Below are 15,265 nucleotides of genomic sequence, written 5' to 3'. Positions count from 1 at the left end.
CGTCCTGCACGGGCACTGCCGTGAGGCCATGCCCGCGAGCCCTGTTCCCGCCCCTCGCCCGCCCCGAACGATCGGAGAAGATCATGACCATCGCCGAGTCCCCCGTCACCGCCGTCTCCACCCCCCTGGAGCGGGTCGCCGAGACGATCCTCTTCGTCGTCGGGGACACCGACTCCCCCATCGTGCCGGAGGCCTCCCTCGGCGCCGACCTCGGCATCGACTCGATGTCCGTCGTGGAGATCCTCGTCCAGGTCGAGAAGCGCTTCGGCTTCCAGCTCCAGGACGCGGAGGTCACCACCATCGCGACGGTGCAGGACGTCCTCGACGCCGTCCTGCGGCGGCAGTGACCCGAGTCCATCCAGCGAAGCCACCAGGGAGACCCCCATGTCCGCTCCGGCAGCCGAAGGACCACGACCGCTCAGCCCGGCGCAGGCCGGCGTCTGGTACGCCCAGCGCCTGGACCCCGCCGACCCCGTCTTCCACATGGGCGGCTACCTGGACATCCTGGGCCCCGCCGACCCGGAGCTGCTCAAGGCGACGGTGGCGGCCCTGGTGGCGGAGGACGAGACCGCCCGGCTGAGGTTCACCGAGGTCGACGGCGTTCCGTTCCAGCACTTCGTCGCCGAGGCGGACTTCGTGCCGCGGCTGTACGACGTCAGCGACGAGCCCGACCCCGCGGCCGCGGCGATGCGGATCATGCGGGCCGACCTCGGGTCGCCGCCCGACCTGGAACACGGGCCGTTGTTCGAGCACCTTCTCTTCCGCCTCGGCGACGAGCACTTCGTCTGGTACAACCGCGTCCACCACCTGGTGCACGACGGCTACAGCGCCTCGATCCAGCGGCGTCGGGCCGCCGAGATCTACACGGCGCTCGCCGGCGGGGACGCCCCCGGCACCCCCTACGGGTCGTACGCCGCGCTGCTCGACGAGCAGGCGGGCTACACCGGTTCGGCGGCGCAGCGCAGGGACCGCGCGTACTGGACGCGCGTCATGGCCGGCGCCGAACCGCCCGGCGGTCCCGGAGTGTCCGGGAGCTCACCGACGGGTGCCGCGCGCCGGATCGTGCGCGACGTCTCCGAGGTGGACGCACACCTGTGCGCGGCCCTCGCCGCGTTCGCCGAGCGGTCCAAGGTGACGTGGCAGCAGGCGCTGCTGACGGTGGCGGTGCTGCACCGGCAGCTGTGGACCGGCGGCACGGACGTGCTGCTCGGTCTGCCGGTACCGGGCCGGGTGACCCCCGGGTCGCACCGGACGCCGGGCATGGCGGCCAACACCGTCCCGCTGCGCTGCGGTGTCGATCCGGGCGAGCCGTGCGAGGACCTGGCGGCGCGGGTGGCCGCGCTGTCCCTGCGCGCACAGTGGCACCAGCGCTACGCCGACACCGACCTGCTGCGGGACCTGGACTGGCCGGTGCGCGGCCGCAGCCGTTTCGGTCCGGTCGTCAACATCGTCGCGGGCGAGGAGCAGACCGCGTTCGCCGGCATCCCGGCGGTGAGCCATCTGCTGTCCACCGGCGGAACGGCGGACGATCTCACGCTGTCCGTCACCCACGGGGACCACGGCCGGCTGCGCCTCGACTTCACGATCGACGCGGCCCACGCCGAGGGCGTCGACCTGGCCGCCTACCGCAGGTCGTTCCACCAGGTGCTGTCGTCCGTGGTGACGGGACGTCCGGGGCGGCCGGTCGCGGAGCTCGAGGTCTGCGATGCCGGGGAGCGGGTGTGGGTGGTGGAGGGCTGGAACGACACCGGTGCGCCGGCCGAGGAGCGGTCGGTGCCGGCGGTGTTCGCCGCGCAGGCCGCCCGCACCCCCGACGCGACCGCCGTGGTCTTCGGCGAGGACCGCCTCACCTACCGCCAACTGGACTCCCGCTCCAGCCGGCTGGCCCACCACCTGATCGAGACCGGCTGCCGCCGCGGCGACGTCATCGGCGTGCTGCTGGAACGCGGCACCGACTTCGCCCTGACCCTGCCGGCCGTCCTCAAGACCGGCGCCGCCTACGCCGTCCTGGACCCCGACCACCCCGACGACCGCCTGACCACCACCCTCGCCGACGCCGCCCTCACCACCGTCGTCACCCACACCCGCCACCAGCACCGCCTGCCCGACCACGTACGCAGGATCGTCCTCGACACCCTCGACCTGAACCGGCACCCCGTCACGCCACCCCCGGACGCGACCACTCCGGACGACGCGGCCTGCCTGATGTTCACCAGCGGCTCCACCGGCCGCCCCAAAGCCATCCTCACCCCCCACCGCGCCATCACCGGCACCCTGCACCACCAGACCTACACCCCCCTCGGCCCCGCCCACACCACCCTGCAGTGCTCCCCCACCGGCTGGGACGCCTTCAGCCTCGAATTCTGGGGAGCCCTCCTGCACGGCGCCACCACCGTCCTGCACCCCGGCCAAAAACCCGAACCCGACACCATCCACCACCTCACCCACACCCACCCCATCACCACCCTCCAAACCTCCTCCACCCTCTTCAACTACCTCGTCGACCACCACCCCACCACCTTCGAACACCTCCACACCGCCTTCACCGGCGGCGAACCCGCCTCCCCCGCCCACGTCGCCCGCATCCTGAAGCGCTACCCGAACCTGCGCGTGATCAACGGCTACGGACCCGCCGAATCCATGGGCTTCACCACCACCCACGAGATCCACACCCCCGACGACGCCACCACCAGCACCCTGCCCATCGGCCGGCCCATCACCAACAAACAGGCCTACGTCCTCGACACCGCCCTGCGCCCCGTCCCCATCGGCGTCACCGGCGAGCTCTACCTCGCCGGCACCGGACTCGCCCACGGCTACCACAACCAACCCACCCTCACCGCCACCCGCTTCGTCCCCCACCCCTACGGACCCCCCGGCACCCGCCTCTACCGCACCGGCGACCTCGCCCACTGGACCACCCACGGCCACCTCCACTACGACGGCCGCACCGACACCCAGATCAAGATCCGCGGCTTCCGCATCGAACCCGCTGAAATCGAACACACCCTCCTGAAACACCCTCACATCACCCAAGCCGCCATCACCCCCACCACCAACCCCACCGGCCAACCCTGCCTCACCGCCTACCTCACCACCACCCACGAGACCGACCTCGACGCCTCCGAGGTGAAGCGGTGGCTGCGCACGATGCTGCCCGACCACATGGTCCCGGCGGCCGTGACGATCCTGGACCAGCTCCCGGTCACACCGAACGGCAAGCTCGACCACCGGGCCCTGCCCGCACCCCGGTTCGCGGTGAAGGAGGCGGGCCGACCACCCAGGACCGCGCGGGAAGCCGTCCTGTGCGACCTGTTCCGCGAGGTCCTCAACACCGCCCGGCCCGTCACCATCGACGACGACTTCTTCGACCTCGGCGGACACTCCCTCCTCGCCGCCCGCCTCACCCACCGCACCAACCACACCCTCGACACCCACCTCACCATCCGCGACGTCTTCCAAGCCCCCACCGTCGCCCACCTCACCACCCGCATCGACGGCCAGGAGGACGGCGTACGGCCGGCGCGGTCCGCGCTCGTCGCCGCCGAGCGGCCGGAGCGGGCGCCGCTGTCGGAGGCGCAGCGCCGGCTGTGGCTGCAGGCCTCGGTGGACGGACACGGCACCGCGTACAACGTGCCCTTGGCGGTACGGCTGGACGGCGCCGTGGACCGGACGGCGCTGCACGCCGCCTTCCGGGACCTGGTGCGGCGGCACGAGGTCCTGCGGACCGTCGTCGTGCAGGAGGACGGGACCCCGGAGCCCTGGCAGCGGATCCTGGGCGCGGACGCGCCGGACGCGCTGGCCTTCGAGGTGCTCCCCTCCTCGCAGGAGCGGATCGAGGACGACCTGCGCAGCGCGGCCGCCCACGTCTTCGAGCTGACGCGCCGCCCGCCGCTGCGGGTGACGCTGTTCGAGCTGGCGGCCGGAGAGCGGTACGTGCTGTCGGTGGTGCTGCACCACATCGCGACCGACGGACAGTCCGTGCGGCCGCTGTTCGAGGACCTGACCGAGGCCTATCGGGCCCGTCTCGCGGGTGAGGCTCCCGGGTGGCGCCCGCTGCCGGTGCAGTACGCGGACCACGCGCACCGGCAGCGGCGCACGCTGGTGGAATCGGGCGCGCTGGAGGACGACCTCGCGTACTGGACACAGGCTCTGGCCGGCCTCCCGGAGGAGCTGGGGCTCCAGCCGGACCGGCCCCGGCCCGCCCAGGCGGGCCACCTCGGTGGTGCGGTGCCGGTGTCGTTCGGTCCGGACGTCATGAACGGCGTACGGCAGTTGGCGCGCGCCGAGCGCTGCACTCCGTTCATGGTGCTGCACGCGGCCCTGGTCGCGACGCTCACCCGGATGGGAGCCGGCACGGACGTGCCGATCGGCTCGCCGGTGGCCGGCCGGTCCTCCGACGAACTGCGCGGCCTGGTCGGGTTCTTCGTGAACACCCTGGTGCTGCGCGCCGACGCCTCGGGCGACCCGTCGTTCCGGGAGCTGCTCGCGCGGGTGCGGCACACGGACCTGGACGCGTTCGCGCACCAGGAAGCCCCGTTCGACCGGGTGCTGGAGGCGGTCAATCCGGTGCGGTCACTGTCGCGGCACCCGTTGTTCCAGGTGTGCCTGGCGCTGGAGGACGGCGAGGACCTCGCCGTCGAACTGCCGGGTACGGCACGGACGTACGCCCGCGTGGTGGACACCCCGACCGCCAAGTACGACTGGGAGTTCCTGCTGCGGGACGATCCGGTCGACGGGCTCTCGGGAGCCGTGCTCTACAGCGCGGAGATCTACGACCCCGCGACGGCGGAGCGGATGGTCCGGGCGTTCCGGACGGTCCTTCAGAGCGCCGTCGCCGATCCGGACCTGGCCTTGAGCGCGGTGGACGTGCTCGATGCCGGGGAGCGGGTGTGGGTGGTGGAGGGCTGGAACGACACCGGTGCGCCGGCCGAGGAGCGGTCGGTGCCCGCGGTGTTCGCCGCGCAGGCCGCCCGCACCCCCGACGCGACCGCCGTGGTCTTCGGCGAGGACCGCCTCACCTACCGCGCACTCGACGCCCGCTCCAGCCGGCTGGCCCACCACCTGATCGAGGCCGGCTGCCGCCGCGGCGACGTCATCGGCGTGCTGCTGGAACGCGGCACCGACTTCGCCCTGACCCTGCCGGCCGTCCTCAAGACCGGCGCCGCCTACGCCGTCCTGGACCCCGACTACCCCGACGACCGCCTGACCACCACCCTCGCCGACGCCGCCCTCACCACCGTCATCACCCACACCCGCCACCAGCACCGCCTGCCCGACCACGTACGCAGGATCGTCCTCGACACCCTCGACCTGAACCGGCACCCCGTCACGCCACCACCGGATCACACCACTCCGGACGACGCGGCCTGCCTGATGTTCACCAGCGGCTCCACCGGCCGCCCCAAGGCCATCCTCACCCCCCACCGCGCCATCACCGGCACCCTGCACCACCAGACCTACACCCCCCTGGGCCCCGCCCACACCACCCTGCAGTGCTCCCCCACCGGCTGGGACGCCTTCAGCCTCGAATTCTGGGGAGCCCTCCTGCACGGCGCCACCACCGTCCTGCACCCCGGCCAAAAACCCGAACCCGACACCATCCACCACCTCACCCACACCCACCCCGTCACCACCCTCCAAACCTCCTCCACCCTCTTCAACTACCTCGTCGACCACCACCCCACCACCTTCGAACACCTCCACACCGCCTTCACCGGCGGCGAACCCGCCTCCAGCACTCACGTCGCGCGCATCCAAGAGCGCTATCCCGCGCTGCGGGTCGTGAACGGCTACGGTCCGGCGGAGTCGATGGGCTTCACCACCACGTACGAGATCCCGCGCGGCGGGCCGACCGGTTCCAGCGTGCCCATCGGGCGGCCGATCGTGAACAAGCAGGCCTACGTCCTGGACACCGCCCTGCGCCCCGTCCCCATCGGCGTCACCGGCGAGCTCTACCTCGCCGGCACCGGACTCGCCCACGGCTACCACAACCAACCCACCCTCACCGCCACCCGCTTCGTCCCCCACCCCTACGGACCCCCCGGCACCCGCCTCTACCGCACCGGCGACCTCGCCCACTGGACCACCCACGGCCACCTCCACTACGACGGCCGCACCGACACCCAGATCAAGATCCGCGGCTTCCGCATCGAACCCGCCGAAATCGAACACACCCTCCTCCACCACCCCCACATCACCCAAGCCGCCCTCACCCCCACCACCAACCCCACCGGCCAACCCTGCCTCACCGCCTACCTCACCACCACCCACGACGGATCCACGGATGTCCGCTCGATCCGTCAGTGGCTCCGGGACCGTCTGCCGCAGCACATGATCCCGGCCGCCTTCATGGTCCTGGACCGGCTGCCGTTCACACCGAACGGCAAGCTCGACCACCGGGCCCTGCCCGCCCCCCGGTTCACCGCCGCCGAGCAGGGACGTGAACCGCGTACGGACCGGGAGCGGCTGTTGTGCGACCTGTTCCGCGAAGTCCTCAACACCGCCCGGCCCGTCACCATCGACGACGACTTCTTCGACCTCGGCGGACACTCCCTCCTCGCAGCCCGCCTCACCCACCGCACCAACCACACCCTCGACACCCACCTCACCATCCGCGACGTCTTCCAAGCCCCCACCGTCGCCCACCTCACCACCCGCATCGACGCGATGCGGGCCGACGGGGACGGCGGGGCGCCCGTCCGGCGGGCGCGGCCCGCGCTGCGCCGCCGCACTTCGGCGGGCGCGTTGCTGCCGCAGGGCTGACCCGCCGCCGAACGCGGCCCGGCGCCCCCGGCCCCTTGCCCCCGCCCATCCGCACAGTCCGCGCAGTCCGCCCCATGCGCTCAATGCGAACGGAGTCCGAGATGAGTCATGCCCTGTCCTCGCCGTGCCCGGACGAGGACGTCGTCTGGCGCCTTCCCGAGGGAGGCACCGGGCACCGTCTGTCCCTGCTCGTGCTGCCGCACGCGGGCGGCAACGCCCATGCCTACGCCCCCTGGCGGGACGTGCTGCCGGCTCATGTGCGGTTGCTCGTCGGTCAGTACCCGGGACGCGGCGCGCGGTTCGCCGAACCGCTGCCCACGTCGATGCCGGATCTCGCCCGGCCCGTGCTGCGGGCGTTGCCGCCGGACACCGGGGACCTGGTGATCCTGGGCCACAGCATGGGGTCCCTGGTGGCCTTCGAGGTGGCCCGCGAGCTCACGGCGGCAGGCAGGCCGCCGCGTGCCCTCATCGCCTCGGCCTGCCGGGCGCCGTTCCTGCCCAACCCGGCCCGGGTGCACCCGGAGCGGCTCACCGACGACGAGCTGGTCGCCGCCCTCAAGGAGCGCGGCGGCACGGAGGACGGCGTGCTCGACGAGCCGGAGCTGCGCGAGATCGTGCTGCCGTCGATCCGCGCCGACTTCGCCATCGACGACGACTACCGGCACGAGGGCCCGGCCCGGACGCTGTCCTGCCCGGTGACCGTGGTCGGCGGGAGCGAGGACCCCATCGTCCCGGTGCCGGCCCTGGGCCGATGGTCCGAGGTGACCGACGGGCCGTGCGCGACCACGACCCTGCCCGGCGGCCACTTCTACTTCCAGCAGCAGGGCGACCGCTTCTTCGCGCTCGTCGACGAGGTGCTCGCCCAGGCGGAGACCGGGACCGAGCGCCCCGCCCTGGTCTGACCCCGGCCGCCGCCCCGGCCACCCGCCCCGGCCGCCGCGCGGCCACCCCACCACCGTCCCGTTCCGGACGCCTGTCCGGAGCACCCTTCGAGGAGACGCCATGCCGACCGACCCCTCCGCCTCCGTCATGGACCTGGATCTGACCAGGGCTCCCGGCGCGCCGCTCGTGCTGCGGACGCCCGAGCTGCCCGACCTGGACACCGCCCTGGACTGGCTGCGCACCCACCGCGACGCGATCAGGGCGGAGTTGCTGAACTCCGGGGCGCTGCTGCTGCGCGGTCTGCCGGTGCGGGACGCCGCCGATTTCGCCCTGGCCCGGGACGTCCTGATCGAGCAGCGGGCCGGGTACAAGGAGAAGGCCACTCCGCGCACCGACTTCGGCGAGGGAGTGTTCTCCTCCACCGATCTGCCCGCCGTCCAGCCGATCCGGCTGCACAACGAGAACAGCTACACCCTCGACTTCCCCGGCACCCTCCTGTTCTGCTGCGTCACCGCGCCCGAGGAGGGCGGGGCCACGACGGTCGGCGACATGCGGGAGGCGCTGCGGCTGATGCCGGCGGCGCTGCGGGAGCGCTTCGAGGCGGCCGGCTGGCTGCTGGTGCGCACCTACTCGGAGCTGGCGGGACTGCCCTGGTACAAGAGCTTCGCGACCGAGGACGAGGCGGTCGTCGAGGAGTACTGCCGGCAGAACACGATCGGGGCGCAATGGCTGGAGGACGGTGCGCTGCGCACCCGCCAGGTGCGCTCGGCGGTCGTCACCCACCCGGTCACCGGTGAGCGGGTCTGGTTCAACCACTTCGCCTTCTGGAACCAGTGGACGCTCGACCCGGACGTCCGTGACGTGCTGGTGGAGACCTACGGGGCGGACGGGCTGCCGTTCAACACCTATCTGGGCGACGGCAGCGCGCTCACCCGCGAGGAGGTCGACGCGGTCAACGCCGTGTACGACCGGGTCACGCTGCGGGAGTCCTGGCAGCCGGGGGACCTGATGCTGGTGGACAACATCCTGTGCGCGCACGGCCGGGAGGCGTTCCGCGGCGACCGCAAGATCCTCGTCGCCATGGGCGATCCGGTGCCTCTGGACGAGTGCCGTCCGACGGTGGCCCCGTCGGCCGGCGCCTCGGCCGTGGTCCGCGCCGCGAGCGAGGGGTGAGCGCGATGACGGTGATGACCCCGGCACAGCCGCTGCGGTCGTCGGGCGCGGCGGACCTGGTCTCGCGTCTGGCGCGCGTGCCGCGGCACCGGATCGCCGTCGTCGCGGGCGACCGCACGCTGACCTTCGGCGCGCTGCGCGCCGAGGCCGGCCGGATCGCCCGTCGGCTGGCGGAGCGCGGCATCGGCCCGGAGAGCGTGGTGGCGCTGTGCCTGCCGCGCGGCGCGGATCTGGTGAGCGCGCTGATCGGCACGCTCACCGCGGGTGCGGCCTACCTGCCGGTCGACCCCCGGCTGCCCGCCGAACGCCGCCGCTATCTGGTGACGGACGCGGCGGCCGACCTGGTGGTGGGCGACCCGGTGCCGGACGCGGCGGCCTGTGTGCCGTTCGCCGCGCTGGCCGCTCCGGACGGCCCCGAGGACGACGGCGGGGACCCGGTGGCGGTGCCGGAGGGCACGCTCGCGTACGTCATCTACACCTCCGGGTCCACCGGCCGGCCCAAGGGCGTGGAGATCAGCCGGGGTGCGGCGGCAGCCCTGCTGGCCGAGCTGGAGTCGGAGGCCCTGGGGATCGTGCGTCCGGGCGTGGCCCGGGTCGGCTGGAACGCCTCCCCCTCCTTCGACGCCTCGGTCCAGCAGTGGGTGCGGCTGTGCCGCGGCGACACCCTCGTCATGATCGACGACGAGACGCGCGCCGACCCGGACCTGCTGGCCCGCTTCGTCCGCGACCAGCGGCTCACCGATCTCGACATCACGCCCTCGCACGCCGACGCGCTCGTCGACCAGCTGACCGGCGACCCGGAGCGGGGTGCGCTGAACCTGCTGATCGGCGGGGAGGCGATCAGCCCCGCGCTGTGGCGGCGCATCGCGCTGCGCACCGACGAGGGCGTGCTGCGGGCGGTGAACCTGTACGGGCCCACGGAGTGCACGGTCGACGCCACGGCCGGCTGGATCACCTCGGACACCACGCCGCACATCGGCCGTGCCCTGCCGGGGCTGACGGCCCGTCTGCTGGACGAGCGGCTGCGGCCGGTGGCGGACGGCACGCCCGGCGAGCTGTACCTGGCCGGTCCGCGGGTGGGCCGGGGCTACCGCGGCCGTCCCGGGCTGACCGCCGAGCGGTTCGTCGCGGATCCCGCGGGCGGTCCGGGCGCCCGGATGTACCGCACGGGCGACCGGTGCGTGCGCCGCCCCGACGGGCGGCTGGAGTACCTCGCCCGGGGCGACGGCCAGGTCAAGCTGCGCGGTCACCGCATCGAGCTGGACGAGGTCCGGGCGCAGCTCGCGGCCCACCCGTCGGTGGCCGAGGCGGCGGTGGTGCTGGTCGACGACCTGCACGGCGCTCCGGGCCTGGTGGGCTACTACCGTGCCGTGGCGCCGGTCACGCGGGACGCCCTGCGCGATCACCTGGCGGCCCGGCTCCCGTCGTACATGGTGCCCTCGGCCCTGGTCGGCCTGGACCGTTTCCCGACGACCACCAACGGCAAGCTGGACCGTGCCGCCCTGCCCCTGCCGCAGCCGCCCGAGGAGGCCGTGAGCGCCGGGGCGCGGCTGCCCGCCGGACGGGCCGAGGAGCTGATCGCCCGCGTGTGGTCGACCGTGCTGGGCGTGCGCACCATCACCGCCGACGACAACTTCTTCAAGCTGGGCGGCCACTCCCTGCTGGCGATCAAGCTGGTCGCCGGGGTCAGGGCCGAGCTCGGGGTGAGCCTGCCGGTGCGCACGGTCTACGCGCACCCCCGGCTGCGGGACCTGGCCGCGCAGATCGACGCCATCCTGGCCGACGGCACGGAGGCCCGCACATGATCCCCCTGTCGTACGCGCAGCGGCGGCTGTGGTTCCTGAACCGGCTGGAGGGGCCGTCGGCCACCTACAACGCCCCGGTGACGGTGCGCCTGGACGGCGTGCCCGATCCGGTGGTGCTCGCGGCGGCGCTGCGGGACGTGGTGGAGCGGCACGAGAGCCTGCGCACCGTGCTGCCGGCCGGCCCGGACGGCGAGCCCTGCCAGCAGGTCCGGGCGGCCGGGGAGCCCGTGGACTTCATGGTCGTGGAGTGCGGACCGGGCGGCGTGGACGCCGCGGTGCGGACCTTCGCGCACGCGCCGTTCGACATCTCGCGTGAACTGCCGCTCAGGGTGCGGCTGTTCACCACTCCCGGCACAGCGGGGTCGGTGCTCGTGCTGCTGCTGCACCACGTGGCCACCGACGGCTGGTCCCTGCGCCCCCTGCTGCGCGACCTGGGCGAGGCCTACGCCGCCCGAGCGCAAGGCCACGCGCCCGCCTGGGAGCCCCTGCCGGTGCAGTACGCCGACTACACCCTCTGGCAGCACGACATGCTCGGCGACCCCCATGACGGGTCGAGCGTGGCGGCCGAGCTGCTGGGCCACTGGACACAGGCTCTGGAGGGCGCGCCGCAGGTGCTGGACCTGCCCTGCGACCGGCCGCGGCCCGCGGAGCCCAGCGGGCGGGGCGCCACGGTGACCGCGCTGCTGGACGCCGATGCGCACGGACGGCTGGCGGCGGCCGCCCGGCGTCACGGGGCGAGTGTGTTCATGGCCGTGCAGACGGCCCTGGCGGTCGCGCTCTCCTCGGCGGGCGCCGGGCGGGACGTCCTGCTCGGCACGGCGGTCGCGGGCCGGCCGGAGGAGGACCTCGCCGATCTGGTGGGCTTCTTCGTCAACACCCTCGTCCTGCGCACCGACCTGTCCGGCAGCCCCCGCTTCGACGAACTCCTCACCCGCGTCCGCGACACCGACCTCGCCGCCTACGCCCACGACGACCTCCCCTTCGACCTCCTCGTCGAACACCTCAACCCCGAACGCTCCCTCGCCCACCACCCCTTCTTCCAGGTCATGCTCACCCTCCAGACGGCCACCGCGGACACGCGGGAGCCGCGGCTCGGCGATCTCACGATGAGCGTCGAGCCGGTGGACCTGCGCACCACGAAGTTCGACCTGACCTTCTTCTGCGCGGAGCTGCCGCCCCGGGACGGGCGGCCCGGGGGGCTGGACATCTGGTTGCAGTACGCGACCGACCTGTTCGAGGAGCCGACGGCCCGGCTGCTGCTGGACCTGCTGGTCCGCACGCTGACGGCCCTGGCCGACGACCCGGCGGCCCCGGCCGCGGCTCCCCTGACCGACGACGAGGCACAGGCCCTGCGCCGGCTGCCCGCCCGTACGGGTCTCGCGGGCGGTTCCGCGCCGGAGGCGGAGCGGACCGGCGGGCCGGCGCGGTCGGCGGATCCGCGGGAGGAGATCCTGTGCGGGCTGTTCGCCGACCTCCTCGGCCTCGACCGGGTGGGTCCGCACGACAACTTCTTCCGGATCGGCGGCCATTCCCTCCTCGGCATCCGCCTCACCCACCGCATCCGTACGGCCCTCGGCGTCTCCCTCGGCGTCCGGGACCTCTTCCTCGCGCCCACCCCGCACGCCCTCCTCCAGCGTCTCGACGCCGACAGCGGCTCCGCTGCGGCGCCCCTGACCCGGCACGACCCGCGGCCCGCCCTCCTGCCCCTGTCCCACGCCCAGCGCAGCCTGTGGTTCCTCGACCAGCTCCAGGGGCCCGACGCCACCTACAACGTCCCGGTGGTGCTCGCCCTGAGCCGGCCGGTGGACCCCGGTGCGCTGGCCGCGGCCGTCCACGACGTCACCGAGCGCCACGAGATCCTGCGCACCACCTACGACGACGCCGACGGCCGGCCGGTGCAGACCGTCCACGAACGGCCGACACCCGACCACGCCCACCGGCACACCACCACCGCCGAACTGCCCGCACTCATCCAGCGGACCACCCACCACACCTTCGACCTCACCCGCGAACCCCCGCTGCGCACCCGCCTCCACACCGACGAACACGGCCACCAGACCCTGATCCTGCTCCTACACCACATCGCCGCCGACGGCTGGTCCCTCGACCGCCTCCTCGACGACCTCAACACCGCCTACACCGCCCGCACCCAAGGACACCGACCCGACTGGCACCCCCTCCCCGTCCAGTACGCCGACTACACCCTCTGGCAACACCACACCCTCGGCGACCCCACCGACCCCGACAGCCACCTCACCCACGAAATCACCCACTGGAGGAAGGAACTCGAAGGCGCACCCCAGTTGCTCGACCTGCCCACCGACCGGCCGCGCCCGGCACGGCCCTCGCACCGGGGCGCCGTCACCCGCGTCGCTCTGAGCGCGACGGTGCACGAGGCGCTGGTCCGCCTCGGCACCCAGAACGACGCCACCCTCTTCATGACCCTGCACGCCGTGCTCGCCACGACCCTGACCCGTCTGGGCGCCGGCGACGACCTGCCCATCGCGACCATCACGGCCGGGCGCCCCGACGCGCAGCTCGACCCGCTGGTGGGCCTCTTCGTCAACACCCTCGTCCTGCGCACGCGGACGGACGGCGATCCCGCCTTCCGCGAGCTCCTCGCGCGGATCCGCGTCACCGACCTGGCGGCCTACGCCCACGACACCCTCCCCTTCGACCTCCTCGTCGAACACCTCAACCCCCACCGCGGCGCCGGCCACCACCCCCTCACCCAGATCCTGCTCCAGCTCCACCCCGCGCCCGCCGGCACCGCCGGACCCCGGCCCCTGGACGGCACGCCGATCCCGGTGGAGACCGGCCGGTCCAAGCTGGACCTGACGCTGTCGCTGCACGACCGGCGCGACGCCGAGGGCCGCCCGGCCGGCCTCGACGGCGTGCTCGAGTACGCCACCGACCTCTTCGACCCCGCCACCGCCCGTCTGATCGCCGAGCGGTTCGTGAGCATCGCCGAGGAGGTGGCGGCCGATCCGGAGCGGCGGATCGGCGAGCTGGGCCTCGCCGGCGCGGTGGCCGGCGACCGCGGCGCGGGGCGGGGGGACGCCGGGCCGTCGCTGACCGAGAGGTTCGACGCGCACGCGGCCGCCGCGCCCGATGCGGTCGCCCTGCGCGACGACCGGACGGGCACCGCGATCACCTGCGCCGACCTGGCTGCCCGCTCCCGGCGGCTGGCCGGTCACCTGCGCGGGCGCGGGGTGCGGCGGGGCGCGCTGGTGGGTCTGCGGATGGGCTACGGGGTGCCGCTGGCCGTCGCCGTGCTCGCGGTCCTGCGGTGCGGCGCCGGGTACGTCCTCGGCGACGGGGACGCGGTGCGGGCCGCCGGGGCGGGGCTCGTGCTGTCCGAGGCCGACGTGCTCCTCGGCACCGCCGAGGACCGGCTCGTCCCCGGGGAGGACGGCGAAGGGGCCCACGCGCCGGGTGCGGACGGCCGTGACGTCGCCTGCGTCCACCACGTCACCGGGCCGGACGGCGCGCCGGCGCCCGTGCTCGTCTCGCACCGGGCGCTGGCCGCGGCGACGGACCGCGGCCGGCCGGATCCGGCCGGACTGCCGGTGACGTCGCAGGAGTTCTCGCTCGCCCTGTGGTCCCGGCTGCTCGGCGGACCGGCGGGCGGCGCGGACACGGCCGAAGCGGCGACCGGTCCCGTCCGGCTGCTCGACGCGCGGCTGCGGCCCGTGCCCGACGGCGTCCCCGGGGAGGTGTACCTGCCCGTCTCCGGTGCGGTCTACGGCAGCCCGGGCCGACCGGGGGCCACCGCCGTCACCGTCGTGGCCGATCCGCTGGGCGCGCCCGGTGCGACGCTGCTGCGCACGGGACGCCGGGCGCGCCGTACCCCCGACGGGCGGCTGCGTCCGCTCGGCGAGCCGGGCGAGCGGGTGAGGATCGCGGGGCTGCGCGTGGAGACGGACGCGGTGCGGGCCTGTCTGCTGGGGCAGCCGGGCGTCGTGGACGCCGTGGTGACCGTCCGTCCGGGCGAGGACACGGTGACGGCGTACGTCGTCCGCGCGGGCGGCCCGGCGGCGGGCGTCGACGAGGCGGCCCTGCGGGCCGCGGTGGCGCGCGACGTGCCGGAGTACGCGGTGCCGTCGGCCGTGGTGACCGTGCCCGCGCTGCCGCTCGGGCCGGACGGCCGGGTGGACCTCTCGGCGCTGCCCGCCCCCGGCGGGGCCGGCCTCCCGTCGGACGGGGGGACGGCCGATCCGCGGACGGAGGTGCTGCGCGGTCTGTTCTCCGAGGTGCTGGGCGGACGCCCGGTGGCTCCGGGGGACAACTTCTTCCGCGTCGGCGGCCAGTCGCTGCTGGCCGTGCGGCTGGTCAACCGGGTCAGGTCCGTCCTCGGAGTGGGGCTGAGCCTGCGCGACGTCTTCCAGGCCCCGACCCCGGCCGGACTGGCCGAGCACCTGCGCACAGCCGCCCGTGCCGAGGCCGCCCCGCCGCCGCTGCGGCGACGCGTCCGCGCCGGGAGCGGCAGGTAGCGGCCGGCACCGTCCTCCCGCGTGCGGCGGGGGGGGGGCCCCGCCCCCCCCCCCCCCCCCCGGGGGGGGGCCCCCGGGGGGCCCCCCCGCCCGGGGGGGCGGGGGGGGGGGGGGGCGCGGGCCCCCCCCGGGGGGGGGCGGCCGCGG

General features: G+C 74.3%; 6 protein-coding genes. All 6 read left to right on the top strand.

Annotated elements, in window-relative coordinates; genetic code table 11:
* The first annotated feature begins 83 nt into the window (after nt 1-83).
* The 6 genes from ACH4F6_RS15365 (at nt 84) to ACH4F6_RS15340 (ending at nt 15,118) form a co-directional block, all read left to right on the top strand.
* The gene (locus tag ACH4F6_RS15365) at nt 84-347 is read left to right on the top strand and encodes an acyl carrier protein (protein WP_397960631.1); all 264 of its coding nucleotides are present in this window, start codon (nt 84-86) and stop codon (nt 345-347) included.
* Between the two features lie 37 nt (nt 348-384).
* Nucleotides 385-6,765, top strand: coding sequence for an amino acid adenylation domain-containing protein (locus ACH4F6_RS15360; RefSeq protein WP_397960630.1), 6,381 nt, complete (start codon nt 385-387; stop codon nt 6,763-6,765).
* Between the two features lie 101 nt (nt 6,766-6,866).
* On the top strand, nt 6,867-7,667 hold the full coding sequence (locus ACH4F6_RS15355) for a thioesterase II family protein (RefSeq protein ID WP_397960629.1): 801 nt from the start codon (nt 6,867-6,869) through the stop codon (nt 7,665-7,667).
* A 100-nt stretch (nt 7,668-7,767) separates the two neighbouring features.
* Entirely contained in the window at nt 7,768-8,820 is a 1,053-nt protein-coding gene (locus ACH4F6_RS15350) for a TauD/TfdA family dioxygenase (protein WP_397960628.1), read from the top strand.
* Nucleotides 8,821-8,825: 5 nt separating this feature from the next.
* On the top strand, nt 8,826-10,625 hold the full coding sequence (locus tag ACH4F6_RS15345) for an amino acid adenylation domain-containing protein (protein ID WP_397960627.1): 1,800 nt from the start codon (nt 8,826-8,828) through the stop codon (nt 10,623-10,625).
* Complete coding sequence (locus ACH4F6_RS15340; RefSeq protein WP_397960626.1) at nt 10,622-15,118, top strand: condensation domain-containing protein; 4,497 nt, start codon at nt 10,622-10,624, stop codon at nt 15,116-15,118. Before ACH4F6_RS15345 ends, ACH4F6_RS15340 begins: the two co-directional genes overlap by 4 nt.
* Nucleotides 15,119-15,265: the final 147 nt, after the last annotated feature.

Origin of the sequence: Streptomyces sp. NPDC017936, from assembly GCF_044328485.1 — a bacterium.
In the GTDB taxonomy this organism is placed as follows: domain Bacteria; phylum Actinomycetota; class Actinomycetes; order Streptomycetales; family Streptomycetaceae; genus Streptomyces.
The sequence above is the reverse complement of the archived record's forward strand: the minus strand, read 5'-3'. Positions and strand labels throughout refer to the sequence as shown.

Excerpts from the sequence above, each read along its gene's own strand:
- ACH4F6_RS15345 (WP_397960627.1), top strand. The coding sequence starts at position 8,826 with ATGACGGTGATGACCCCGGCACAGCCGCTGCGGTCGTCGGGCGCGGCG.
- ACH4F6_RS15365 (WP_397960631.1), top strand. The coding sequence starts at position 84 with ATGACCATCGCCGAGTCCCCCGTCACCGCCGTCTCCACCCCCCTGGAG.
- ACH4F6_RS15350 (WP_397960628.1), top strand. The coding sequence starts at position 7,768 with ATGCCGACCGACCCCTCCGCCTCCGTCATGGACCTGGATCTGACCAGG.
- ACH4F6_RS15355 (WP_397960629.1), top strand. The coding sequence starts at position 6,867 with ATGAGTCATGCCCTGTCCTCGCCGTGCCCGGACGAGGACGTCGTCTGG.
- ACH4F6_RS15360 (WP_397960630.1), top strand. The coding sequence starts at position 385 with ATGTCCGCTCCGGCAGCCGAAGGACCACGACCGCTCAGCCCGGCGCAG.
- ACH4F6_RS15340 (WP_397960626.1), top strand. The coding sequence starts at position 10,622 with ATGATCCCCCTGTCGTACGCGCAGCGGCGGCTGTGGTTCCTGAACCGG.